This window comes from Pseudonocardia sp. ICBG601, from assembly GCF_020496245.1.
Genome location: NZ_JAHLJA010000279.1, coordinates 1 through 25,436, shown reverse-complemented (window position 1 = coordinate 25,436; position 25,436 = coordinate 1). Strand labels below are relative to the sequence as shown.

Here is a 25,436-nt window from a genome sequence, read left to right as displayed (position 1 = left end):
GCCCGAGCCGAAATCGGAGACAGAAGGTGCAGTGAGTGACACTGTAGCTCTTCGCATGAGAACGACTTTCGGCGGTGAGGAGTGCAGCCGAAGAGCTGTCGACTGGAGTAGCTTTACTGCATTGCAAGCTTGACGAAGGAGACCTGTTGGGCACATCAGAAGGCCAGGAATCCCAGCTGAACCACAATCCTAGCGATTCATTTGCTGACCGCTTGAACTATCTGTTCGACCATCTTTATCCCGCTGGGCGAGGACCTTATTCAAATTCTGAAGTCGCAGCCGGAGTGCGACAAGCCGGATATAAAGCGACCAGTCAGTACGTGCGGGTACTCCGCCGCGGGCAACGCAAAAACCCCACCCTGGACTTCATAGGCGGTTTAGCTGAATTCTTTAGAATTCCAGCTGGGTACTTCTTCGACGGACCCGAAGCGGAAGACATTAAAAAGCAGATAGAAATCCTCGTAGCGGCACGAAGCGCGGACGTGAAGGAGATTTTCTTTCGGAGCACACAGATCGGGGAGCAGGATCGGGAGGTTGTCCTGCGCATCTTGCGAAGCTTCTCGGGAAACACAGATTGCGACTCGCAGGAAGGGGGTGGGTAGCGGCACTCAGGTGCTCCGCATCGAGCATTACAACCCATATATCCAACGCAGAAAGAGTTTAGCGGCGAGATGTCTCCTGCCGAAGTTGCCAACACTACGGTGTACTATCTGTTTCCCGTGGTCTGTTTCTGTGTCGCTACTATACGATGGCGACTTCACCGACGGAAGGTGGGTAGAACTACACCGCCAGAAGTACGGGCAATGTTGTTGTACATGGCGAGCTTGGGGCTCGCAGTGGCCGTCATGGCCCCACCCAGCAGGGACATTATAGATATTGTTTACCCCAACATTTCCCAGCTTCTGGGAAATGTTCTGGTTCTTGCGGCAGGGTTGAGCGTTACCGCTGTAGTGGCGTTTAGTCAGTTGGACTTGCTTTCAGCGCGGCGGCTCATTCTGCGCCGTGCCGCGGTCCTGTCGGTTGCTTCCGCTGGAATGGCAGCATGTTTCGCGGCAACGCATATCAGTGAGGCCGTTTTCCTGGTCCCCCGGCTACATCCATCGGTGATCGCTTATTACACGATATACAGTGTTGGGTTCGGGTGGGCGATAATCGGTCTTACTGTTCTTTTGTCCAAGCAGCTCCGCTTGGAGCCGGAAGCATGGCGTCGCGTCAGTCTGCATCTTCATCGCACCGTATGCGCTGTAGTACTGCTCTATCTGGCCGGGCGTTTGTGGAGCGTCGGCGCCTACTCTGTTGGGCTCCTCCCGAGGTGGGGGACAATCCATAAGGACTCGCTGGAACTCGTCATCAGCACGGTACTTCCGCTAGTCGCACTAGTCCTCGGCACTCTCGGTTGGCTCTCGCGGTTTTGGGCGCCCCAATTCGTCAAACTTATCGTCCGCAAACAAATTGACTATCGGCATCAGCGCCTCTACCGCCGACTCAGGCCACTCTGGGAGCTCATCGCCCAAGGTAACCTGAAGGACCTATACTTCGCCGAGCGTCACCAATCGTCTGTCAGCCCCACAACACGTTTGTGCGGGCGAGTCTTTGAAATCTGCGACATTGAACTCCGCGCTTCCCGTCATGTGACCGAAGCTGAGAAGGACGTCGCGGTGACCCGTGAAATCGTCGCCGGGCGCGGCCACCTAGGCGTGTCCGCTCTCAGCGACGCCTACGTGTTCGCGAGGGGAGTGGCCGCCGAGCAAGAACCAGGCAAGGAGAAGGAGAAGGAGAAGGAGAAGGAGACTCCCGAGGTTGATGCCATTCCGGAGATGGACATCGAAGCTCAGGCGCGACGGCTGTTGCGAGCCTATCATGCTCTTCGTGCGGCACCTGATTTATATCGAATGCTCACTTCACCTCCGACGGACTCGGACTTGAGCCCCACAGAAAATCAGACAACCAGCTAGGGTAGCGTTTTGCGCACTATGGCATCTCCTGATCGAGTATCCGGCCACACTCAAACGGTCATCGACCGGGCAGCCCGCGTGCTAACCGAGATTTTAGCCCCATCCGTGGTAGTCGCACTGCTGCCGCTGGCGCTCGCTTGGGTTGTTACGCGGGCGCTGCTCCCGACGCTAGGATGGGGACTGCTCATCGCGCTCACGAGTAGCATTCTGCCGATGGCGGTAATCGTCTGGGGGGCCCGCACCGGCCGATGGGACGGCCACCATGTCCGTAACCGACGAGGGCGGCTGATCCCCCTGCTCGCCACTATCGGATTCAGTGCCATCGGCCTGGGGCTACTTATCGTTCTCCGTGCGCCATGGCCGCTCATCGCCCTCGATCTCACATTGCTCGCCACACTGTTCGTCACCAGCGCGATCACTCTTGCATGGAAAGTATCGATCCACGCTGCTGTCTGCATGAGTGCGGTGGCGATCATGGCCTCATCAGGCGGTCCGGAATGGTGGGCGGCGGCGCTGTTAGTGGGTGCGGTTGCCTGGTCGCGCGTGCATCTTCATGACCACGCCACAGCGCAGGTAATCGTCGGTGCACTGATAGGGCTACTTGCCGGTGGAATGTTTACACTGTTAACTCTATAGAAACTCCAAGAAGAGATAGTGGCGTGCGATGTGCGGTCACCTTGGATAGGAAGAGATGAAATATGTCATCTGATCACAGGCAGGGCAACCGTGATTAACGCCGGAGCAGAAAGCGCCGCGCGGGCCCCGGACCTTCCGGATATCCCGTTGTTCGGTGGTGTCACGGTCGGGCAGGTGTTCGTGGCGGTCGCGGCGGTCGTGGTGCCCGCCACCGTGGTCGGGCATGTGCTGGTGTTGTGGGCGTGGGCCCGCGGCTGGGAACCGCACCGGCTGCGCAACCTCGCCCTGGTCATCGTGGCCGCTGCGGCGCTGGCCGGGCCGATCGTCGGCATGCTGCCCTGGTGGGGCCTGGAGCTGACGGCCTCGGCGGTGCGTCAGGCATGGGACGGCCACTACCTGCCCGCCGGGATCGACTCCGCCGCCGCGACCGCCCCTCTGGTGGCGATCACGTCCTGGGTGTGGTGGCACCTTTACACCAAGCGGATGCGGTCCGGTGTCGCCCAGGCCGCCGGGGAACGCCACGTCCGCCGCCAGCTACACATCCGCGCCGGTGCGGCGGCCCGCCGCGCCCGCCGCGAGCGCACCCCGCTGGCCAGCCACGGCCGTGACGGCACACCGTCGGTCGTCCTCGGCCCACGTTATGACACCGTCCGCGCCCAGCCGGACCTACTCACCGACACCCTGCGTCGACGCGCCGCGCCGTGGTTACAGGTCCCGATGCCCGCGATCGCCCTCCACACTGTCTGCCTGGCCGAGACCGGCGCCGGGAAGACCACGATGCTGGTGCGCTGCTCAGCCTGCTGGGCCGAAATCACCTGGACCGCCTACAACCAGCAACAGCACGGCGCTGCGGGATCACGGCCGTTGGTGATCTTCCTCGCGGCGAAAGGCGGCCCCGACGCCGACACCGACGCCCACGACTGGGCCGACGCGATGGAAGACCTCGGCCTGCACCCGGACCGGATCGGCGTGTTCCCGTTCGAGACGCGGCTGAACATGTGGCGCATGCCCGCCACCCAGCTGCGCGCCGCCCTGCACAAGCTCGCGAAAACCGATCACCGCTTCTACGACGTCCTGCAACGCGGCCTACTCCACCTGATCATCGACGCACCCACCGAGAAACCGCCCGCGTCGTCGGCGGAGTTCCTGCAACGCCTCGCCCCGGCCTGGCTCACGGCGGCGTGGGCGGGACATCCGGTCGAGGAACGCGCCATCGCCGCCCTGACCAAGACCACCGGCGCCGGAGCGGGCGCCTCATCGCTCGACAGCGACCTGTTGCTGTTCGCCGATTTGTTCCGCAGCATCGGCGGCGACTTCGACGCCGGACAACCCTTGTCGGACTTCGACGCCCTCTACGTCTCCGTCCCCGGCGCCACCGACCAGGTCGTCGCCGCCACCAAGACCGCCGTCCTCATCGAACTGCTCACCTACGAACTCGGTGTCGCTCACGACGGGCAACGCCGGCAGGTGTTGTTCGTCATCGACGAGTTCTCCGCGGTCTCCGGTGACACCGCCGGCGACGTCATCAACCTCGTCGAACGGCTGCGTTCCCTGGGCGGCTCGGTCATCGTGTCCGCCCAATCCTATGAAGGCCTCGCCGACACCGAAGACCAACGCCGCCGCCTGCTGGGCGCGATGGGCGGCGGCGCCCTACTCGGCCGCACCAGCAACGCCGAACAACTCGCCGAACGGTTCGGGACGCGGCTGGTCGACGAAGTCGGCTACCAACTCGACGGTGGCCGCACAACCGGTGTCGGCACCGTGCGCCGCCAGCACACCTACCTGCTCGACCCGAACCGGCTCCGACAACTCCCCCGCCACCACCTCGCCTACGCCACACCCGACCAGGTCGTCTACGGCGTCGTCGCCCCCCTCGCCGCCTCGCCCGCGATCGTCGGCTCGCCACGGCGCACCGCACCCACCAACGGCCCGGCACTGTCCCGGCGCCGACTCACCGCCGCCCAGGCCGCCGCGATCAACCGGCGGCTCCGCCGACCCGGCACCACGACCGGTAACGGCGCCCGGGCCACCGGCGGCGGAGATGGCCAGGCCCCGGACTGGACCGGGGACGACTGGACACACGACACCAGCAACGAGGACCCACGATGAGCCCGAGCCCGAGTGTCCATCCTGAACAGGCGCGGGCCGCCGCCGCGGCGCTGCTCGGTGTCCCCGCCGGCGCCTCACCTGAGCTGCTACGGACCGCGTGGCGGGCCGCCGCCCGCCATCACCACCCAGACCGGGGCGGCGACCCGGAACGGTTCATCGCCCTGACCAGCGCCTACGAACTACTCACCACACCACCAGCGCCACCGCGAGCAACTCCACACACGACGACACCGGCGGGGCCGGCGGGGCCGCGCGCGTCGGCGCCGGCCATCGGTGGGCTTCTGTTCCTACGGGCTTTCGGGCTGCTCGCTGCCGTCGGTGTCCTCACCGCTGGTGTCGCCCTGGTCGCCGCGCCGGTCGTGGCCGCGATGGTCGCGTTGCTGGGCGCGGTAGCGGCTGCCCACCATGTCTACCTGGCCGCCGCCCACGCTGAATCCCGCTCGCCGGTAAGCGGTCCCTGACTGTGGGGCGGGCGCCGTCCAGACCGCGCTTTGCTCCGACCGCGAAACAGGAACTCCGGCGCCCGCCACCAGCGACGATAGCCTCAACCGGTCGTCGTGTGTGTCCGACGAGGTCACCGGATGCCCGACGACGGACCGGCGCCGGTCGTGATCCGCTCCCCGCCCGGGGAACCCGCGGGCGCCGTAGCCGTAGCGGGGTGGAGCCGGGCGCGGCCCTGCCCGGTCGGGCTTCACCAGCCGGGACGGGCTGTCTTGCACACTCACCACGCCACGACCGAGGTCGAGCGCGGTCTGCGACCGCCACGCCCCGAACGCTTGATGAAGGTCGGCGGGGACGTCGATGCTGAGCCGGACGGTCGTGGGACGCCCGAAACCGGCACCGATCTGACGTACCTGGCCTGGTAGCTGCTGCTGGTTCATCCGGTCTGTTCGTGGTCGGGGCAGGTCGGGTCGGTGCATTCTCGCCAGCCGAGGAACTCCCCCGGGGCCAACCACGCCGGGGCCGCGGTGGCGGCATAGAGGCCTTCGACCTGGGCGATGCTCATGTCCAGGTCATAGCAGACCGTCGGATCGGCGGCGAGCCGCCCGAACGCGGTCTTCGCGATCCGGGCGGCGAAACCGATCGCGGTCTGCGGGGACCGAGCGATCACGACCGTCGCCAGGCCGACACCGAGACCGGTGACGAGGTCGGCTTTCGTCCCGACCAGCTTCCCGTTGTGCTCGCGTTGCTGGCGGCGCATCGCGGTCCGTAACGGCGCCGCGATCGCTGTCGCGACCTGCGGCGACACCTCAAGGAGTTGCATCACGCAATGAAAACTCTTCGCCACCAGCGCACCCCCCATAGGTCCAGGTCCAGGATAGTCCGATTCATGCCGCGCTAGTCGATCTTGCGGGTGCTGGTCTGGAGGCCGTCGGCGCCGACGACCCTGCTGGCGAGACGTTCGACCTCGGCGGCGGTGAACCGGTCAGGCAACGCGACCGGGAGAAGCCGGAAACCGTCACGGATCGTGTTCAGCGCGGTCGCCAGCCCGGCGACATGGTTACGGGCGACGACGTCGATCTCCACGCTGAGCAGGTCACGGTCATGGCCGTGACGAGCCGGATTCAGAATGACCGCAGCAACCGCACGGGACAGCACACCACGCCACAACAGCCCGATGAAGTGCTCACCCAGGACCTCCGCCGCCCCGGGAAGGTCCTTCCCCGGCAGATCGAAATCCTGACGACAGACGACCAACACCCTGCTCACGCCCACCGGCCTCATCGTCCTTACCGCGCCGACCGCCGCGGCCCCGGCTCCCAACACGGAACCTCGGTGATGTCCCGGATCGCCCACTTCAGCTGCGGCGCCAACGCCTCCGGGGACCGCGCCCGCGCCCGCCGCGCCCGGTCCCGCTCCACAAACTCCCCCGCAACATCCTGAACCTGCCCCAACACATTCGGCGCGCACCAATACATCACACCGACACACTCCAACTCCCGAGCACGGTCCACCACCGCCGACAACAAACCCGCCACCATATCCGCCTCCCCATTCTTCGGCGGCGACTCAAGATAGCGTGACCGCGTTTTCCGCGACAACTCCACCTCCACCAAAGCGCGGCGCCCATCCGGGAAAACCTCAACCCCATCCGGCATATGCGGCACCGGCACACCCCGCGGACGCCACCCCGTTAAATGCTGCAACGTCCGCTCCGACACCCACCGCCCCACATCCAAACCCACCCGATGAAACCGCACCGCCGCCACCGCACGAACATGCCCCGACACCGTCTGCCGCGGCCGCCACCCCGGCACATCCCACCCCAACAACTCCCGCACCAACGTCCGCGACGGCCACACCCACATCGCCCCCGCATCCACCTTCCCCGTACACACCCACCCCGCACGCTTCCAACGCCCCACCACCGCATGCGCCGCCTGCGCCGACACCCCCAACACACTCGACAACAAATCCAGAGGCAACCCATACTGATGCGCAGCAATCTCCAACAAACCCGTATCCCGCGCCGTCAACACCACCGAACCCGCATCCCGACGCCGCGCACGCACCCGCTCACCGACTTCACCCAACACCACAACCGCCCTTTCCTGCTACCCATCCGAAATATTCCGCCAACAACATCGCACACCACCGAGGCGTCAGCGAGGTGAACAACCCCACCCGCCGCAAAAGATCACCACCCAACCCGACCACCCCGATAAACCGAGGATTTGACTACGCCGATGCGCAGCGAGACGAACAACCCACCTACGAACAGATACACCCAACCCAACCCAACCACCACCATCCCCACAGTCTGTTGACTTTGACCTTGACCTTGCTTTTTTAAAGGCATTGAACTTCGTACTAGAACACTGGGGTCACTCCGTGACCCGGTCGGGCTGGGGGGCCGGGGCCCGACACCACCCCCGGCCGTCAGCGAAGCAGGCTGGGGGTGGTGTCGGCCCCGGCCCCCCAGCCCGACACCACCCCCAGCCTGCTTCGCTGACGGCCGGGGGTGGTGTCGGGCCCCGGCCCCCCAGCCCGACCGGGTCACGGAGTGACCCCAGTGTTCTAGTACGAAGTTCAATGCCTTTAAAAAAGCAAGGTCAAGGTCAAAGTCAACAGACTGTGGGGATGGTGGTGGTTGGGTTGGGTTGGGTGTATCTGTTCGTAGGTGGGTTGTTCGTCTCGCTGCGCATCGGCGTAGTCAAATCCTCGGTTTATCGGGGTGGTCGGGTTGGGTGGTGATCTTTTGCGGCGGGTGGGGTTGTTCACCTCGCTGACGCCTCGGTGGTGTGCGATGTTGTTGGCGGAATATTTCGGATGGGTAGCAGGAAAGGGCGGTTGTGGTGTTGGGTGAAGTCGGTGAGCGGGTGCGTGCGCGGCGTCGGGATGCGGGTTCGGTGGTGTTGACGGCGCGGGATACGGGTTTGTTGGAGATTGCTGCGCATCAGTATGGGTTGCCTCTGGATTTGTTGTCGAGTGTGTTGGGGGTGTCGGCGCAGGCGGCGCATGCGGTGGTGGGGCGTTGGAAGCGTGCGGGGTGGGTGTGTACGGGGAAGGTGGATGCGGGGGCGATGTGGGTGTGGCCGTCGCGGACGTTGGTGCGGGAGTTGTTGGGGTGGGATGTGCCGGGGTGGCGGCCGCGGCAGACGGTGTCGGGGCATGTTCGTGCGGTGGCGGCGGTGCGGTTTCATCGGGTGGGTTTGGATGTGGGGCGGTGGGTGTCGGAGCGGACGTTGCAGCATTTAACGGGGTGGCGTCCGCGGGGTGTGCCGGTGCCGCATATGCCGGATGGGGTTGAGGTTTTCCCGGATGGGCGCCGCGCTTTGGTGGAGGTGGAGTTGTCGCGGAAAACGCGGTCACGCTATCTTGAGTCGCCGCCGAAGAATGGGGAGGCGGATATGGTGGCGGGTTTGTTGTCGGCGGTGGTGGACCGTGCTCGGGAGTTGGAGTGTGTCGGTGTGATGTATTGGTGCGCGCCGAATGTGTTGGGGCAGGTTCAGGATGTTGCGGGGGAGTTTGTGGAGCGGGACCGGGCGCGGCGGGCGCGGGCGCGGTCCCCGGAGGCGTTGGCGCCGCAGCTGAAGTGGGCGATCCGGGACATCACCGAGGTTCCGTGTTGGGAGCCGGGGCCGCGGCGGTCGGCGCGGTAAGGACGATGAGGCCGGTGGGCGTGAGCAGGGTGTTGGTCGTCTGTCGTCAGGATTTCGATCTGCCGGGGAAGGACCTTCCCGGGGCGGCGGAGGTCCTGGGTGAGCACTTCATCGGGCTGTTGTGGCGTGGTGTGCTGTCCCGTGCGGTTGCTGCGGTCATTCTGAATCCGGCTCGTCACGGCCATGACCGTGACCTGCTCAGCGTGGAGATCGACGTCGTCGCCCGTAACCATGTCGCCGGGCTGGCGACCGCGCTGAACACGATCCGTGACGGTTTCCGGCTTCTCCCGGTCGCGTTGCCTGACCGGTTCACCGCCGCCGAGGTCGAACGTCTCGCCAGCAGGGTCGTCGGCGCCGACGGCCTCCAGACCAGCACCCGCAAGATCGACTAGCGCGGCATGAATCGGACTATCCTGGACCTGGACCTATGGGGGGTGCGCTGGTGGCGAAGAGTTTTCATTGCGTGATGCAACTCCTTGAGGTGTCGCCGCAGGTCGCGACAGCGATCGCGGCGCCGTTACGGACCGCGATGCGCCGCCAGCAACGCGAGCACAACGGGAAGCTGGTCGGGACGAAAGCCGACCTCGTCACCGGTCTCGGTGTCGGCCTGGCGACGGTCGTGATCGCTCGGTCCCCGCAGACCGCGATCGGTTTCGCCGCCCGGATCGCGAAGACCGCGTTCGGGCGGCTCGCCGCCGATCCGACGGTCTGCTATGACCTGGACATGAGCATCGCCCAGGTCGAAGGCCTCTATGCCGCCACCGCGGCCCCGGCGTGGTTGGCCCCGGGGGAGTTCCTCGGCTGGCGAGAATGCACCGACCCGACCTGCCCCGACCACGAACAGACCGGATGAACCAGCAGCAGCTACCAGGCCAGGTACGTCAGATCGGTGCCGGTTTCGGGCGTCCCACGACCGTCCGGCTCAGCATCGACGTCCCCGCCGACCTTCATCAAGCGTTCGGGGCGTGGCGGTCGCAGACCGCGCTCGACCTCGGTCGTGGCGTGGTGAGTGTGCAAGACAGCCCGTCCCGGCTGGTGAAGCCCGACCGGGCAGGGCCGCGCCCGGCTCCACCCCGCTACGGCTACGGCGCCCGCGGGTTCCCCGGGCGGGGAGCGGATCACGACCGGCGCCGGTCCGTCGTCGGGCATCCGGTGACCTCGTCGGACACACACGACGACCGGTTGAGGCTATCGTCGCTGGTGGCGGGCGCCGGAGTTCCTGTTTCGCGGTCGGAGCAAAGCGCGGTCTGGACGGCGCCCGCCCCACAGTCAGGGACCGCTTACCGGCGAGCGGGATTCAGCGTGGGCGGCGGCCAGGTAGACATGGTGGGCAGCCGCTACCGCGCCCAGCAACGCGACCATCGCGGCCACGACCGGCGCGGCGACCAGGGCGACACCAGCGGTGAGGACACCGACGGCAGCGAGCAGCCCGAAAGCCCGTAGGAACAGAAGCCCACCGATGGCCGGCGCCGACGCGCGCGGCCCCGCCGGCCCCGCCGGTGTCGTCGTGTGTGGAGTTGCTCGCGGTGGCGCTGGTGGTGTGGTGAGTAGTTCGTAGGCGCTGGTCAGGGCGATGAACCGTTCCGGGTCGCCGCCCCGGTCTGGGTGGTGATGGCGGGCGGCGGCCCGCCACGCGGTCCGTAGCAGCTCAGGTGAGGCGCCGGCGGGGACACCGAGCAGCGCCGCGGCGGCGGCCCGCGCCTGTTCAGGATGGACACTCGGGCTCGGGCTCATCGTGGGTCCTCGTTGCTGGTGTCGTGTGTCCAGTCGTCCCCGGTCCAGTCCGGGGCCTGGCCATCTCCGCCGCCGGTGGCCCGGGCGCCGTTACCGGTCGTGGTGCCGGGTCGGCGGAGCCGCCGGTTGATCGCGGCGGCCTGGGCGGCGGTGAGTCGGCGCCGGGACAGTGCCGGGCCGTTGGTGGGTGCGGTGCGCCGTGGCGAGCCGACGATCGCGGGCGAGGCGGCGAGGGGGGCGACGACGCCGTAGACGACCTGGTCGGGTGTGGCGTAGGCGAGGTGGTGGCGGGGGAGTTGTCGGAGCCGGTTCGGGTCGAGCAGGTAGGTGTGCTGGCGGCGCACGGTGCCGACACCGGTTGTGCGGCCACCGTCGAGTTGGTAGCCGACTTCGTCGACCAGCCGCGTCCCGAACCGTTCGGCGAGTTGTTCGGCGTTGCTGGTGCGGCCGAGTAGGGCGCCGCCGCCCATCGCGCCCAGCAGGCGGCGGCGTTGGTCTTCGGTGTCGGCGAGGCCTTCATAGGATTGGGCGGACACGATGACCGAGCCGCCCAGGGAACGCAGCCGTTCGACGAGGTTGATGACGTCGCCGGCGGTGTCACCGGAGACCGCGGAGAACTCGTCGATGACGAACAACACCTGCCGGCGTTGCCCGTCGTGAGCGACACCGAGTTCGTAGGTGAGCAGTTCGATGAGGACGGCGGTCTTGGTGGCGGCGACGACCTGGTCGGTGGCGCCGGGGACGGAGACGTAGAGGGCGTCGAAGTCCGACAAGGGTTGTCCGGCGTCGAAGTCGCCGCCGATGCTGCGGAACAAATCGGCGAACAGCAACAGGTCGCTGTCGAGCGATGAGGCGCCCGCTCCGGCGCCGGTGGTCTTGGTCAGGGCGGCGATGGCGCGTTCCTCGACCGGATGTCCCGCCCACGCCGCCGTGAGCCAGGCCGGGGCGAGGCGTTGCAGGAACTCCGCCGACGACGCGGGCGGTTTCTCGGTGGGTGCGTCGATGATCAGGTGGAGTAGGCCGCGTTGCAGGACGTCGTAGAAGCGGTGATCGGTTTTCGCGAGCTTGTGCAGGGCGGCGCGCAGCTGGGTGGCGGGCATGCGCCACATGTTCAGCCGCGTCTCGAACGGGAACACGCCGATCCGGTCCGGGTGCAGGCCGAGGTCTTCCATCGCGTCGGCCCAGTCGTGGGCGTCGGTGTCGGCGTCGGGGCCGCCTTTCGCCGCGAGGAAGATCACCAACGGCCGTGATCCCGCAGCGCCGTGCTGTTGCTGGTTGTAGGCGGTCCAGGTGATTTCGGCCCAGCAGGCTGAGCAGCGCACCAGCATCGTGGTCTTCCCGGCGCCGGTCTCGGCCAGGCAGACAGTGTGGAGGGCGATCGCGGGCATCGGGACCTGTAACCACGGCGCGGCGCGTCGACGCAGGGTGTCGGTGAGTAGGTCCGGCTGGGCGCGGACGGTGTCATAACGTGGGCCGAGGACGACCGACGGTGTGCCGTCACGGCCGTGGCTGGCCAGCGGGGTGCGCTCGCGGCGGGCGCGGCGGGCCGCCGCACCGGCGCGGATGTGTAGCTGGCGGCGGACGTGGCGTTCCCCGGCGGCCTGGGCGACACCGGACCGCATCCGCTTGGTGTAAAGGTGCCACCACACCCAGGACGTGATCGCCACCAGAGGGGCGGTCGCGGCGGCGGAGTCGATCCCGGCGGGCAGGTAGTGGCCGTCCCATGCCTGACGCACCGCCGAGGCCGTCAGCTCCAGGCCCCACCAGGGCAGCATGCCGACGATCGGCCCGGCCAGCGCCGCAGCGGCCACGATGACCAGGGCGAGGTTGCGCAGCCGGTGCGGTTCCCAGCCGCGGGCCCACGCCCACAACACCAGCACATGCCCGACCACGGTGGCGGGCACCACGACCGCCGCGACCGCCACGAACACCTGCCCGACCGTGACACCACCGAACAACGGGATATCCGGAAGGTCCGGGGCCCGCGCGGCGCTTTCTGCTCCGGCGTTAATCACGGTTGCCCTGCCTGTGATCAGATGACATATTTCATCTCTTCCTATCCAAGGTGACCGCACATCGCACGCCACTATCTCTTCTTGGAGTTTCTATAGAGTTAACAGTGTAAACATTCCACCGGCAAGTAGCCCTATCAGTGCACCGACGATTACCTGCGCTGTGGCGTGGTCATGAAGATGCACGCGCGACCAGGCAACCGCACCCACTAACAGCGCCGCCGCCCACCATTCCGGACCGCCTGATGAGGCCATGATCGCCACCGCACTCATGCAGACAGCAGCGTGGATCGATACTTTCCATGCAAGAGTGATCGCGCTGGTGACGAACAGTGTGGCGAGCAATGTGAGATCGAGGGCGATGAGCGGCCATGGCGCACGGAGAACGATAAGTAGCCCCAGGCCGATGGCACTGAATCCGATAGTGGCGAGCAGGGGGATCAGCCGCCCTCGTCGGTTACGGACATGGTGGCCGTCCCATCGGCCGGTGCGGGCCCCCCAGACGATTACCGCCATCGGCAGAATGCTACTCGTGAGCGCGATGAGCAGTCCCCATCCTAGCGTCGGGAGCAGCGCCCGCGTAACAACCCAAGCGAGCGCCAGCGGCAGCAGTGCGACTACCACGGATGGGGCTAAAATCTCGGTTAGCACGCGGGCTGCCCGGTCGATGACCGTTTGAGTGTGGCCGGATACTCGATCAGGAGATGCCATAGTGCGCAAAACGCTACCCTAGCTGGTTGTCTGATTTTCTGTGGGGCTCAAGTCCGAGTCCGTCGGAGGTGAAGTGAGCATTCGATATAAATCAGGTGCCGCACGAAGAGCATGATAGGCTCGCAACAGCCGTCGCGCCTGAGCTTCGATGTCCATCTCCGGAATGGCATCAACCTCGGGAGTCTCCTTCTCCTTCTCCTTCTCCTTCTCCTTGCCTGGTTCTTGCTCGGCGGCCACTCCCCTCGCGAACACGTAGGCGTCGCTGAGAGCGGACACGCCTAGGTGGCCGCGCCCGGCGACGATTTCACGGGTCACCGCGACGTCCTTCTCAGCTTCGGTCACATGACGGGAAGCGCGGAGTTCAATGTCGCAGATTTCAAAGACTCGCCCGCACAAACGTGTTGTGGGGCTGACAGACGATTGGTGACGCTCGGCGAAGTATAGGTCCTTCAGGTTACCTTGGGCGATGAGCTCCCAGAGTGGCCTGAGTCGGCGGTAGAGGCGCTGATGCCGATAGTCAATTTGTTTGCGGACGATAAGTTTGACGAATTGGGGCGCCCAAAACCGCGAGAGCCAACCGAGAGTGCCGAGGACTAGTGCGACTAGCGGAAGTACCGTGCTGATGACGAGTTCCAGCGAGTCCTTATGGATTGTCCCCCACCTCGGGAGGAGCCCAACAGAGTAGGCGCCGACGCTCCACAAACGCCCGGCCAGATAGAGCAGTACTACAGCGCATACGGTGCGATGAAGATGCAGACTGACGCGACGCCATGCTTCCGGCTCCAAGCGGAGCTGCTTGGACAAAAGAACAGTAAGACCGATTATCGCCCACCCGAACCCAACACTGTATATCGTGTAATAAGCGATCACCGATGGATGTAGCCGGGGGACCAGGAAAACGGCCTCACTGATATGCGTTGCCGCGAAACATGCTGCCATTCCAGCGGAAGCAACCGACAGGACCGCGGCACGGCGCAGAATGAGCCGCCGCGCTGAAAGCAAGTCCAACTGACTAAACGCCACTACAGCGGTAACGCTCAACCCTGCCGCAAGAACCAGAACATTTCCCAGAAGCTGGGAAATGTTGGGGTAAACAATATCTATAATGTCCCTGCTGGGTGGGGCCATGACGGCCACTGCGAGCCCCAAGCTCGCCATGTACAACAACATTGCCCGTACTTCTGGCGGTGTAGTTCTACCCACCTTCCGTCGGTGAAGTCGCCATCGTATAGTAGCGACACAGAAACAGACCACGGGAAACAGATAGTACACCGTAGTGTTGGCAACTTCGGCAGGAGACATCTCGCCGCTAAACTCTTTCTGCGTTGGATATATGGGTTGTAATGCTCGATGCGGAGCACCTGAGTGCCGCTACCCACCCCCTTCCTGCGAGTCGCAATCTGTGTTTCCCGAGAAGCTTCGCAAGATGCGCAGGACAACCTCCCGATCCTGCTCCCCGATCTGTGTGCTCCGAAAGAAAATCTCCTTCACGTCCGCGCTTCGTGCCGCTACGAGGATTTCTATCTGCTTTTTAATGTCTTCCGCTTCGGGTCCGTCGAAGAAGTACCCAGCTGGAATTCTAAAGAATTCAGCTAAACCGCCTATGAAGTCCAGGGTGGGGTTTTTGCGTTGCCCGCGGCGGAGTACCCGCACGTACTGACTGGTCGCTTTATATCCGGCTTGTCGCACTCCGGCTGCGACTTCAGAATTTGAATAAGGTCCTCGCCCAGCGGGATAAAGATGGTCGAACAGATAGTTCAAGCGGTCAGCAAATGAATCGCTAGGATTGTGGTTCAGCTGGGATTCCTGGCCTTCTGATGTGCCCAACAGGTCTCCTTCGTCAAGCTTGCAATGCAGTAAAGCTACTCCAGTCGACAGCTCTTCGGCTGCACTCCTCACCCGCCGAAAGTCGTTCTCATGCGAAGAGCTACAGTGTCACTCACTGCACCTTCTGTCTCCGATTTCGGCTCGGGCGAGGCGGCTGCAGCGGACAAGCAGGTAGCGAACGCCTCCGCTTCACGTTCCGCGCAGTCCTCGTAGACGCTCCTCCCGAGATAAACTGTCAGCGCCTCAGGAGTAATGCTGGCCATGCTTCGAAATAGAGGGGAATCTTCCGGCCTCCGCGCCGCGGCATGGTCGAGCACCATGTGTCCGACTTCATGCAGGATGATATGCGTAGCATGCGGAGCGTCCAATGGGAATCCTATCTCGTCATAGGTTCGCCTCGGGATGTATATTCCACACTCACCTCCTCCGAGTTCCCTAAATAAAAAGGTTCGCATCTTTATGGGCCGCCCCCTGTGGGTTTCTAATCGTTCCAGGTAGTCGCGGATCGACCCGTCAAAGTGGCCGATGGATTCGTTAAGATCGGAAATTACGCTCGCGCAGCGCTCAAGAACTTCCACATCAACTGACGGCTCTGTCACGGCGGCGGGGTTTCTCCGGAGACCTCTGCGTCGGCGAGGTGCGATCTGATCCTGCCCTCGGCGGGCCCATAGACCTCTACAACACCGAGGAGTGCCCCAAAATGTTATATCCATGTCGTAGGTCTCCGGTCCCGAAGAAGATGCGGGGAACTTTTCTTCGTCAGCCCCCAAGATGGGGACTCGCCATTTTTCGTCCTGCTCTCGTAGCGCTACGAGTCGCCGGAAGCAGCTTTCGACCGGGAGCCAGGACCCTGGATCGGCCGTCAGGGACCCCGTGGGGATTCCGATCCCCACAGCGACCTGGACGACTTCCTCCGCGGACAGCGCGACCCTCCCGTCCGAAGCCACCTGTCTCAGCACCCGGCGCGCATCAGGTCTCGGCCACGCCGAGTCGCTCCGCAGGCCGCGCGACTCGTGATCCAGCTTCAGCACGGTTGATGACAGAAAGCTGAGTCTTTCGAGTAAGGTTCCATCAACTGATCGTGTCGTCACGCGTACTCCACGTAGGCGCACTGCGGCAGGGGTAGGCCACTTCGCCCGGCGATCGTTCTTCGCGTCATCCGCCTCCACCTATCCGAACTATAGTTTGCTGACCCTAGCAGGGCATGCGGTCCCCGTCGCCACCGAGGCGGCCACGCCGGCCCGTCGCCTTTGCGATTTCCCCAGGTACATTGCCATATATCTAGCAGTATTGCGGACCCGCAGCGCCCAGTCTATAGTTTGGGCGCTCAGATGCGAGGGAGGCGCGATGATCGGTGTAAGCATGGACGGTGCGGCACTCGGCTTCCCGTCTGTCTCCGGCTGCGATCGGCCGGTCTGATGTCACGACGCAGCAGTCCTGGTCCCGCCGAGTGCGTCTCTCCGTGGCTGGTAGCGCCAGGACTCGGTTCCCGGGACACGGCGTCCGACAGTGCAGAACCTCGGGATGATCTTGGGACCGCATCCGTGCACGTCATTACCTCGCGGCGCCCACGACCGGACCGTCCAGCAGCGCAGCGTGGAGGGCCCGGCGGGCACTACTGCTCTGCTGCGCCCGATCCTGGTGATCATGTTGAGTTAGCGTCGCCGCAGGTCAGGTTCGACGAAGCGTTCCCAGCGGCGGCGCCGCGGCGGCGGCCTCTCGACCGTGTCCCGGCGGAGCCGTCGTTCGCCCGTGCGGTGCGTTCGGTGGAGCCGGTGTCGGATGTGGAGGCGTCGGCGTTCGCTGCCCGCTTCGCCTGCGATTTCCAGTCGTTCGACGAGGACGTGCCGTGGCGCCGCGCTGAGGTCCTGCGCGAGGTCCTGGCCGATGTGCAGGCGTGTACGTGGGGCTGGTCCGGTGCGGGCCGTCAGCGTGCGGATTCCCCGTTGCCGGGGCGGTTGTATCGGCGGTCGGACACGGTGGTGTTCGTCGAGGTCGTCGTCCGCGCCACGCCGTACGTCCGTGCTGGAACAGCGCCCGAGGCCGATGACTCGGCTGTGTCCGCCGCTGAGCACAGCGGTCTGGTGGAGCCGGCGGGGACGATCGGCCGCTCGTGCGCCCCGCCGGAGTCGGCCGCGGTGTGGACCGCGGTCGAGCCGCGGTGGGTGCGGATGACTGTGCCGGTCACCCGCGCCGCGGAGGACGGCCGTCTGGTCGTCGATCCCGGTCTGCTCACCGGGCCCACCGGTAACGAAACAGGCGGTGGTCGTTGATGTCGGGTAATCATGTGTCGTCGTCGGAGGCGGCGGAGTCGGGTGGGACGCCGGCGTGGCTGACCGGGGATGCTGCGGCGTGGGCGGTTCCCGGTACGCCGCCCGCGGCCGAGCCGCCGGTGTCGGCTCCCGAGGGCACGGGCGGGTCCCCGGAACCGCCGGTGGCTCCCGCCGCGGACCCGCAGACTGTTCGATCTGCTGTCGAGCCGCCGGAACCAGCGGCACCGCCGGCGGCGTTCTGGAGCACCGACACCGCCGAGTCCGGCGATGGCTCCGCACCTGGAGCACCCGGGTTTTCCGATGGTGGTGCGTTCGCTGATGTGGTGCGTCCGAAGCTCGCGGCGCCGACGCATGGTTGGCGGGCTGCGGTCTACGCGCTCACGGCTGGTCGGTGGAATCCGGGCCTGTCCGAGGCCGAGCTGCGGTTGAAGGACCAGGTGCGGCGGGTCACGACACCGCTGTCCGGGCCGTTCTCCGTCGCGGTCGGCAGCATCAAAGGTGGTGTCGGGAAGACGACGTGTACCGGTGTGCTCGGGCTGGCGATGGCCGAGTACCGCGGGGACCGAGTCATCGCGATCGACGCCAATCCCGACGCGGGGACCTTGGGTGACCGCCTGGTCGGAGAGGCCCAGGCGGGGCGGCGGACGGTGCGTGACCTGCTACGCGACCTGGACCAGGTCCGTACTTCTACGCAGCTGTCGGGTTACACCCACCTCGCCGGCCGCTTACGCGTGCTCACCTCGGAGCAGGCCCCGGAGCTGTCGGAGATGTTCTCCGAGCGCGACTACGAGCGTGTCCTGCGGCTGCTCTCGATCTATCACGAGCTGCTGCTCACAGACTGCGGCACCGGCCTGGTGCATTCGGCGATGCAGGGCACGCTGCGCCACGCCGACTCCCTGGTCGTGGTGGGTGCGCCGACGAAGGACGGGGCGTCGCGGGCGGCGCGGACGTTGCAGTGGCTGGCCACCCACCAGGACTCGTCGGGCCGGTTTCGGTATCGGGACCTGGTCCGTGACGCCGTCGTCGTCCTGTCGTGTGATCGACAGTCCCGCTATGTCGATGACACCGTCATCCGCGACTACTTCGCCTCCAGGGTGCGGGCGGTGGTCGAACTGCCCGCCGACCCGCACCTGGCGACCGGGGACATCATCGATCTCGACGCCCTGGCCCCCGCGACGCGGGATGCGGTCCTCGAACTCGCCGCTGTGGTCGCCGACGGTTTCCAGAGCCGCACCCACGGTCTGGCCTCGCACGGTTTCCGCACCGACCACGCCGACCGTCAGGCCGGTATGCGGTGATCGGTTCCGGGCTGGTCACCGCCGTGGTGGGAGCGGTGACGTCGCTGGCGGTCGCGTTCGCTCCGGCCGCGCCTGTCCCGGCGGACGCACGAGTCGAATGCGGCTGGCGTATCACCGCGGTGCACGTCCTGGCCGAACTCGACGGCGATCGTTCCGAGCGGGCGCGGGCGTGGCGGTCGGCGTTGACCAGCGTCGGCGCCGACCAGCCCGGCTTCATCCCCGCCACCTGCTACCAGGCCGGGAACCACCCGGATGATCATGAAAGCGGATCCACCGATCATCCAGCACAGACCGGACAGACCGGACAGGACGCGCAGGGCGGTTCTTCTGCGCTGCCGGGCGTGCCCGGCCAGGGCGACACCGCAGGTGAGGTGTTCGGCTGGGGTGCCCCGGACGTTGTCGACGACTTCACCGGCACACAGCTGGGGCCCGGGTGGAACGCCTACGACGGCCCCGGGCATGCCGGGAACGGCACCCGCTCCCCGGCCGCGGCGACCGTCGCTGACGGCATTCTGACGATCGACGGGACCGGGGACGGCACGACCGCCGGCCTGGCCTGGACCGCGCACTCCCAGAAATACGGCCGCTGGGAAGTGCGGATGCGCGCCCCGACCGGGTCCCCCTCCTACAACGCCCTCGCCCTGTTGTGGCCGACCGAGGAGAACTTCCCGGTCGGCGGGGAGATCGACTTCGCGGAGATCATGGACCCGGCCCGCGACAAGATCGAACTGTTCCTGCACTACGGCGCGGACAACTCCCAGGTCCACGGCGAACTGACCATCGACGCCACGCAGTGGCACAACTACGCGGTCGAGTGGACACCCGACGGTGTGACCGCGTTCGTCGACGGCCGCGAATGGTGGAAGACCACCGACACTTCGATCTTGCCGCCCGGCCCGATGCACCTCTGTTTGCAGCTTGACTGGTTCCCGCGCGGCGACGGCGAACCGGGGCGGATGCAGGTCGACTGGGTCAAGCAGTGGGGCCTCGCCGCTGGCGAGGGATCGTCCACGACCTCCGGTGGCAGCGCCGGCTCGACCGATGCGGATTCGTCGACCTCGATCACCGACGAGATCAACAACAACACCGGCAGGTCCTAGCCGCACCTCATCTACCGCACCAGCCCGTGCTCCCCGGCCCCCTGCTGACCTGCTGACCTGCTGACCTGGAGGATTTGCCTGCATGTCCCCGCTACCGCGTCCGCCCTGGCGACGGTCGTCTCGTGCGGCGCGGCCGTCGTGGGCCGATCACGTCCCGCGCCGCCGCCTGTCCACGCAGCTGTCCGACCGGCTGTCCGACCGTCTTCCCGCTCAGGTGTCGACCGTGGTGGTGCGCCGCTCCGCGGTCGCGGTCCTGACCGCGACCGCGCTACTCGGCGGCGGCGCCTACACCGCCACCGCCCTCACCACCGCACCGGACGAGCCGGTGACAGTGCTCGGACTGACCGCGACCGGGGCTTGCGATAATCGCAAGGCCGCACGTCAGCACGCCGCCGCGACCGCGACACGAGCGCAGGCCCGGACGCTGCTCACCGACCTCACCCTGTCCGACGACCCGGCCGACCACGCCCTCGCCGAACAGATCACCGACCTCGGATTCCGCCCCGCCACACAGTCGGTCGAGTGGCGTCAGCACGCCGTGGACGTCTCTGACCAGCTTCACCACCTGGACAGCGCTGATCCGCAGGTCCGCGAGGTGGGTGTGCGGCTGGCCGCGGCCGGGCTCGGCCCCACCCCGGCCGATCTGGTGGCCCCGCCGCCTGCGGCGGACCTCGTCGACGACACCGCCGCCGGGACCGCTGCGGTGCTTGGTGCTGTCGACCAGGCCCGCTCCGCCGTCACAGCACCGGCAGCACCGGCAGCACCGATGGAGCGGCCGCGGGCTGCGGCGCCGCCGGTACCCGCGGCCTGCACCGACCAGCACCACTCGGCCACGCCTCCGGCTTCGCTGGGAGCACCGCCCGCGGGAGAAAAGACCGTCCCGACCAGCACTGCACCGGCCGGTGAACCGGCGGCACCGGCCGCTACTGCTGCGCTGCCTGCCCCAGCCGCACCCACCACGACACCACCGACGCCCACCGGCCCCAACAGCAGCAGCGACCGGGCCACCGACAGCCGGGACACGACCGATCCCGCCCCGAGCAGCGCGACGACCACGCCCCGAACCTCAACACCCGCGACCTCAACACCCGCGAACTCGACACCGGCCACCGCCCCGCGTTCGACATCGTCGAACACCGTCGTCACCGACGTGCAGACCGGCCCTGGACAGGCCTCGTCGGCGGAGGACGCTGCGGCGGCGCGGGAGGCGATCGGGATGGTCAGCGACCTGCTGTCGGCGATCGCCACCTCCGGTGACGCCGATGCCACCCAGCTCGGGGCGACCGTCCTCGACGGCATCGACCGTGATCGCCTCGCCGCGCTGGGCGCCGACCCGGCCGATCTGGACGCCCTCGACCACCTCCGCGCCACCGCCGACAGCGACCAGCCCACGGCGGGCACGGCCCCGACACCGAAGCCGCCGTCGGAGTCAGAGTCAGAGGCCGGTGAGGTCCGGCCCGGCGCAGCGATCACCCGCACCCAGACCAGCAGAAACGGCAGCACCGCCGAGGCCACGTCCAGTTCCGCCGCTACCGAGAGCGGCGCTGGTCAGGACACCAGCGCGGGTCAGGACACGAGCGCAACGCCCGAGACCCAGACCAGCAGGTCGGGAGCTGTGTCGGCGAGTTCGGGAGCGGTGTCGGCGGGCATCGAGAAGCTGACCGCTCAGGCCCGCGCTGCGGCCGAGGTCGACCCGGTCGCCCAGGACCTCCTCGACGCCCTCGACCGCACCAGCACCAGCACCGGTGCCGGCACCGGTGTGAAGGGCAGCCGCACGACCAGCACCGACAGCGGCACCGGTGCCGCCGGGAACGACACCACCGGAGACGCCGCTGCTGGTGAGCGGGCCGAGGACGGCGTGGCCGCTACCGATGACCACGCCGCTCGTGGCGGCGCTGCTGGTGAGCAGCCGCGTAGGGCCGGGGTGGGGGCCGAGCCGCCGCCGGTGACAGACGGAGGAGTCGCAACCTCGGCGGCGGGCTCGACCTGGGACAAGCTAGCCCACTGCGAGTCCGGCGGGAACTGGAGCACCAACACGGGCAACGGCTACGCCGGCGGCCTGCAATTTTCCCCGTCGACCTGGCGGGCCTTCGGCGGCGAAGGCCACGCGCACGAGGCGTCGCGGGCCGAGCAGATCGAGGTCGCCAAGCGAGTGCAGGCCGTGCAGGGCTGGGCGGCGTGGCCGGCCTGTTCGAAGCGACTCGGGCTCCGATGACCGCCGCCACCAACGCAACCGACGGCACCGACGACCGCGCCGTGGAAGGTCCCGGCCTGTCCGCGGCCGCGGCCGGTTCGGCGGCGCGGCCGCGGTCGGTCCCGCAGCTGTGTCACCTGCTCGGTACCGCCGCCCGCCGCGGCGCCGTCGGGGCGGGCCTGGATGCAACGGATGTGGAGATGATCGTGGATTTGACCGCCGTCGCCGCGGCCCGCAGCGCCCGCGCTGGTAGTCCTACCGACACGCTCGCCGTAGCTGAGCAGATGGGCGCCACGGTCGCCGCCGTGGCGGCCCGGGGACGGCAGGTGTGGCCCGATCACGTCGGGGCGGCGGACTGGGCACCGTTCGGGGCGGTCATCCCCGTGCTGGCCGGGTCCCCCGCCGCGGGGGCGTCGACGGTCGCCGCGGCGATCACCGACATCATCCACCAGGACAAACGCTGCTGTCTGCTCATTGATGCCGATGACCCGGCCCGGTCCGGTCTCGCTCAGGCCGCCGGTGCGGACGGGCCGTGGACACGCCCGGTCACCGACCAGGTCCAGGTCCGCTACAGCTGGCGCGGGGGCCGCCCCGGCGCCGGTGCGCTGCTGGCCCGCCTCGACACCACCATGCCCGGTGTGACGCCGGGGATGGTGCCCGCGCCGCCGGACTGGCTCCCCGACCCGCCGCCGCGACCGCTGCACGTCACCGTCGCCGATCTGGGCAACGGCGGCTGGCGGGCCGCAGCGGCGGTGACCTCCGGTGCCGGCGGGTGGCTACGCGGCGGGGAGCTGATGCCGCGCCCGGTGCTGGTCGTGCGCGCTACGCGGCCGTCGCTGCGCGCCGCCGAGCAGGTCCTGGCCCGTCACGACACCTGGGTCCAGGCCGGGGTCGCGGCACCGGTGTGCGCGCTGGTCGTCAACGGCGCCAAACGCTGGCCGGTCGGGATCGACGGCGCCACCGGGCCACGACTGTCGACGCTGCTCGACGGCGCGGTGTTCATCCCACCGAACGCCGCGGTCGAAGCCGACGGCGTCACCCCCGACCCGCTACCGGACAAAGTCACCGACGCACTCCGACCGCTGCTCGCCTCCTGGGGCGTGATCGACCTGCTGGCCGGGTCGGCCGCCGCCCGCGACACCCCAGGACCAGGCCGAGGACCAGGCCCGTGACCAGCACACCGCCGTTGACAGCTGGTTCCCGTGTTCGCTGCTCTGAGGAGCGCTCCCCGTGTTGAGAACTATTTCCGATAATGCTGTGTGGTTCAGTGCCGGGCGGTTCGGTGCCGTGCTGATGGCGCGCCCGGGTCAGCAGCCGCCGCCGCCTGCGCCGCCGCCGGGCGGTCAGGCCGGGCAGGAGCAGGGTTTGCCGCAGTTGCCGACGGTGGTGCCGAAGCCGTTGCCCGGCCGGTTCGGGGACACCACCGAATACCTCGGCGGTGTGATCATGTCCCTGGCGGGCTGGTCGGTGCCGGTCCTGTTCTTCCTGGGTGTGCTCACCATCGGCGCCGGACGGCTGTGGGGTAACCGGCTCGCGGCGATGGTCGGCGCCGGGATGCTCGGCACCTCGGTCCTGGCCGGTGTGCTCTGGGCATCCGGCCAGAACCTGATCAAGATGATCGCGACCGGCGAACTCGAATGACCACACCACCAGCATTCGAGCCGTCTTCTTCTCCGCCGCTGGTGCGGGAGCCGAACCGGCGGCGCGGCTACGCGATCGCCGCCGGCGCCGGCGTCCTCGCAACACTGCTGCTCGCCGGCCTGGTCTACACGATCATGGGCTGGGTCGGCGGCCGGGACGAACCCGCGCCGGCGGCAGCACCGGCGGTGGAGGGTCCGGTAGCGCCGGAGTGGGCCTCAGAACAGGAATTGAGCAGCGCTCCGATGCTGCTGTTTCCGAATGCGGTGAGTTTCCCGCATGCATTGACCGCCGAGACGGCGGGGCCGCCGATCACGCTGCCGCCGCCGGGACGCGTGGTCGGGGTGCGGGTGCCGGACAGCTTCCCCGCGACCCCGGAGGGCGCGGTCGCGCAACTGGCAGCGATGACGCAGGCCGGGATGCTCGGCGGCGACCCGGCCGACTACGCCCGCGCGCACGACTCGATGACCGAGGCCACCGACGGGCCACGGGGGGACGGCTCGTTCCTCGCGCACCAGCTGACGAGCTTCCGCAAGAGCGCCGGACTACCGGCCCGCGGGCCGAAGCCCGGGATGTCGATCACCTGGACTCCGGCAGAGGCGCTGGTCAAGGGAACGGTCGGGGACCGGTTCGTCGTGGTCTGTGTGCTGGGGGAGTTCACGTTCGACTTCAAGGGCCAGGTCGTGCGGCGGGATGGGCGACTGCCAGGCCATGCGCCGAGTCCAGGCCGCCGACGGCACCGAGCAGTGGCGCATCGCGCGGGCACCACACGCAGCTCAGGCTCCCTCGCCGTGGCCGGGGACCGCTGAGGCCGTCGCCGCTGGATACCGGGCGATCGCTCGATGACCTGGCTGATGCAACCGGGCCCGGACCCTGCGCCGCCTCCGGCACCTGAGCCAGGTTTCTGGGACATCGTCACAAACCCGGGGGACACCTTCGGCCGGGCAGCCACGGAGTACGTCAAGGCCGGTGTCGTCGGTGTCCTGGAGTCGGTGTGGACGGCTGGGTTGGCGATGCTGCGCGACACCCTCGCGCTCATCGATCATCTGACGCGGTTCGATCTGGTTGCGTTGTTCGCTCCGGATCGTGGGTTGGGGCAGGTGTGGCCGGCGTTGTGGTGGCTGGCGATCCTGGTCGCTACCTGCGTGTTCTTCTCCCAGATCGTGGCGGTCGTGGTCCGCGGCGGGTGGGGGGCGTCTCGGTTGTTGCTGGGCCCGGTCCATTTCGGGATCGCGCTGGCCTTCATCTTGTCGTTGTCGGCGGGTCTGGTCGCCGCGGCGGACGGGATCGCCCGCGGGCTGCTGGAGCTGGCGCTCGGGTCACCGGATTTCGCCCGGGTGCTGGACCCGCCCCCGGCCGACCCGAATGCCCCGGCGGAGGAGCCGGTGACCGGTGTCGGGGCGATCTTCATCGACAACCCGGACCTGGGTGAAGGCCTGACCGAGATGACCCGGGCGATCATCATGGCCATCGCTGGGGCGCTCGGTGCGGCGGCGGCGGCGGTCGGATTCGCGTTCGAGATGGTCGTGCGCCAGGCGATCATCGTCATGTTGATCGCGGTGTCCCCGATCGCGGCGGCGGGGTTGTTGTCGGGGGCGACGTCGGCGTGGTGGTGGCGGACCGCGCGGTGGCTGGCCGCGGCGATCCTCCTCGAGCCGGCGTTGGCGTTGCTGCTGGTCATCGGGGTCGGGGATGCTGGGCAGCGCCTCCGGTGTGTCCGGGGTGTTGGCGGGGGCGGTGACGTTGCTGGCGGCGGTGTTCTGCCCGTGGGCGGCCTACAACTGCTGGCGTTGTGCGATCCGGCGACCGGGGCGGGGTGGATGTGCGGGCGGTCATGGCGCGGCGC

Annotated in this window: 21 protein-coding genes and 1 pseudogene; 15 read left to right on the top strand and 7 right to left on the bottom strand. The window is 67.3% G+C overall.

The window, feature by feature from the left end; translation table 11 throughout:
- The first annotated feature begins 212 nt into the window (after positions 1–212).
- The 5 genes from KPL57_RS65720 to KPL57_RS65700 all read left to right on the top strand — a co-directional run bounded on the left by KPL57_RS65720 (position 213) and on the right by KPL57_RS65700 (position 5,161).
- Complete coding sequence (locus KPL57_RS65720; protein ID WP_226353151.1) at positions 213–602, top strand: hypothetical protein; 390 nt, start codon at positions 213–215, stop codon at positions 600–602.
- A gap of 243 nt (positions 603–845) precedes the next feature.
- Positions 846–1,955 carry a DUF6545 domain-containing protein gene (locus tag KPL57_RS65715; protein ID WP_226353150.1) on the top strand — a complete coding sequence of 370 codons (1,110 nt, stop codon included), beginning with the start codon at positions 846–848 and terminating at the stop codon, positions 1,953–1,955.
- Positions 1,956–2,168: 213 nt separating this feature from the next.
- Positions 2,169–2,591, top strand: a complete 423-nt coding sequence (locus KPL57_RS65710; protein WP_308252977.1) for a hypothetical protein — start codon at positions 2,169–2,171, stop codon at positions 2,589–2,591.
- A 90-nt stretch (positions 2,592–2,681) separates the two neighbouring features.
- Positions 2,682–4,700: a TraM recognition domain-containing protein gene (locus tag KPL57_RS71685; RefSeq protein ID WP_226353148.1), complete on the top strand. Its 2,019-nt coding sequence runs from the start codon at positions 2,682–2,684 to the stop codon at positions 4,698–4,700.
- Entirely contained in the window at positions 4,697–5,161 is a 465-nt protein-coding gene (locus tag KPL57_RS65700; protein WP_226353147.1) for a J domain-containing protein, read from the top strand. Before KPL57_RS71685 ends, KPL57_RS65700 begins: the two co-directional genes overlap by 4 nt.
- A 416-nt stretch (positions 5,162–5,577) precedes the next feature.
- Here KPL57_RS65700 and KPL57_RS65695 read toward each other — a convergent pair whose 3' ends face one another.
- Together KPL57_RS65695 and KPL57_RS65690 are read right to left on the bottom strand one after the other, a co-directional pair.
- Entirely contained in the window at positions 5,578–5,964 is a 387-nt protein-coding gene (locus KPL57_RS65695; protein ID WP_226353146.1) for a hypothetical protein, read from the bottom strand.
- Positions 5,965–6,038: 74 nt separating this feature from the next.
- Positions 6,039–6,416 (bottom strand): hypothetical protein, encoded by a 378-nt coding sequence (locus KPL57_RS65690; protein ID WP_226353145.1) that lies wholly within the window; start codon positions 6,414–6,416, stop codon positions 6,039–6,041.
- Between the two features lie 2,401 nt (positions 6,417–8,817).
- Between KPL57_RS65690 and KPL57_RS65685 the strand changes: the two genes are divergently transcribed.
- Both KPL57_RS65685 and KPL57_RS65680 read left to right on the top strand, forming a co-directional pair.
- The gene (locus tag KPL57_RS65685; RefSeq protein ID WP_226353145.1) at positions 8,818–9,195 is read left to right on the top strand and encodes a hypothetical protein; all 378 of its coding nucleotides are present in this window, start codon (positions 8,818–8,820) and stop codon (positions 9,193–9,195) included.
- Between the two features lie 74 nt (positions 9,196–9,269).
- Positions 9,270–9,656, top strand: coding sequence for a hypothetical protein (locus KPL57_RS65680; RefSeq protein WP_226353146.1), 387 nt, complete (start codon positions 9,270–9,272; stop codon positions 9,654–9,656).
- A gap of 416 nt (positions 9,657–10,072) precedes the next feature.
- Here the strand turns inward: KPL57_RS65680 and KPL57_RS65675 are convergent, their stop codons facing one another.
- The 5 genes from KPL57_RS65675 to KPL57_RS65655 form a co-directional block, all read right to left on the bottom strand.
- Complete coding sequence (locus KPL57_RS65675; protein WP_226353147.1) at positions 10,073–10,537, bottom strand: J domain-containing protein; 465 nt, start codon at positions 10,535–10,537, stop codon at positions 10,073–10,075.
- The gene (locus tag KPL57_RS71680; protein ID WP_226353148.1) at positions 10,534–12,552 is read right to left on the bottom strand and encodes a TraM recognition domain-containing protein; all 2,019 of its coding nucleotides are present in this window, start codon (positions 12,550–12,552) and stop codon (positions 10,534–10,536) included. Before KPL57_RS71680 ends, KPL57_RS65675 begins: the two co-directional genes overlap by 4 nt.
- 90 nt (positions 12,553–12,642) lie before the next feature.
- Positions 12,643–13,065 carry a hypothetical protein gene (locus KPL57_RS65665; protein ID WP_308252977.1) on the bottom strand — a complete coding sequence of 141 codons (423 nt, stop codon included), beginning with the start codon at positions 13,063–13,065 and terminating at the stop codon, positions 12,643–12,645.
- A gap of 213 nt (positions 13,066–13,278) precedes the next feature.
- Positions 13,279–14,388: a DUF6545 domain-containing protein gene (locus KPL57_RS65660; RefSeq protein ID WP_226353150.1), complete on the bottom strand. Its 1,110-nt coding sequence runs from the start codon at positions 14,386–14,388 to the stop codon at positions 13,279–13,281.
- Positions 14,389–14,631: 243 nt separating this feature from the next.
- Positions 14,632–15,021 carry a hypothetical protein gene (locus KPL57_RS65655; RefSeq protein WP_226353151.1) on the bottom strand — a complete coding sequence of 130 codons (390 nt, stop codon included), beginning with the start codon at positions 15,019–15,021 and terminating at the stop codon, positions 14,632–14,634.
- Between the two features lie 1,832 nt (positions 15,022–16,853).
- Here KPL57_RS65655 and KPL57_RS65650 point away from each other — a divergent pair.
- From KPL57_RS65650 to KPL57_RS65615, 8 genes and pseudogenes are all read left to right on the top strand, one after another.
- Positions 16,854–17,360, top strand: coding sequence for a hypothetical protein (locus tag KPL57_RS65650; protein WP_226353152.1), 507 nt, complete (start codon positions 16,854–16,856; stop codon positions 17,358–17,360).
- Between the two features lie 323 nt (positions 17,361–17,683).
- Positions 17,684–18,658, top strand: coding sequence for a MinD/ParA family protein (locus tag KPL57_RS65645; RefSeq protein ID WP_226353153.1), 975 nt, complete (start codon positions 17,684–17,686; stop codon positions 18,656–18,658).
- Positions 18,655–19,758, top strand: a complete 1,104-nt coding sequence (locus KPL57_RS65640; RefSeq protein ID WP_226353154.1) for a glycoside hydrolase family 16 protein — start codon at positions 18,655–18,657, stop codon at positions 19,756–19,758. The genes KPL57_RS65645 and KPL57_RS65640 overlap by 4 nt, the downstream gene beginning before the upstream one ends.
- An 82-nt stretch (positions 19,759–19,840) precedes the next feature.
- The gene (locus tag KPL57_RS73825) at positions 19,841–21,973 is read left to right on the top strand and encodes a transglycosylase family protein (RefSeq protein WP_374203773.1); all 2,133 of its coding nucleotides are present in this window, start codon (positions 19,841–19,843) and stop codon (positions 21,971–21,973) included.
- Positions 21,970–23,124, top strand: a complete 1,155-nt coding sequence (locus tag KPL57_RS65630) for a hypothetical protein (protein WP_226353155.1) — start codon at positions 21,970–21,972, stop codon at positions 23,122–23,124. Before KPL57_RS73825 ends, KPL57_RS65630 begins: the two co-directional genes overlap by 4 nt.
- A gap of 115 nt (positions 23,125–23,239) precedes the next feature.
- The gene (locus KPL57_RS65625; protein WP_226353156.1) at positions 23,240–23,593 is read left to right on the top strand and encodes a hypothetical protein; all 354 of its coding nucleotides are present in this window, start codon (positions 23,240–23,242) and stop codon (positions 23,591–23,593) included.
- The gene (locus tag KPL57_RS65620) at positions 23,590–24,399 is read left to right on the top strand and encodes a hypothetical protein (RefSeq protein WP_226359511.1); all 810 of its coding nucleotides are present in this window, start codon (positions 23,590–23,592) and stop codon (positions 24,397–24,399) included. The genes KPL57_RS65625 and KPL57_RS65620 overlap by 4 nt, the downstream gene beginning before the upstream one ends.
- A 33-nt stretch (positions 24,400–24,432) precedes the next feature.
- Positions 24,433–25,436: pseudogene (locus KPL57_RS65615) on the top strand (hypothetical protein); the annotation flags it as partial.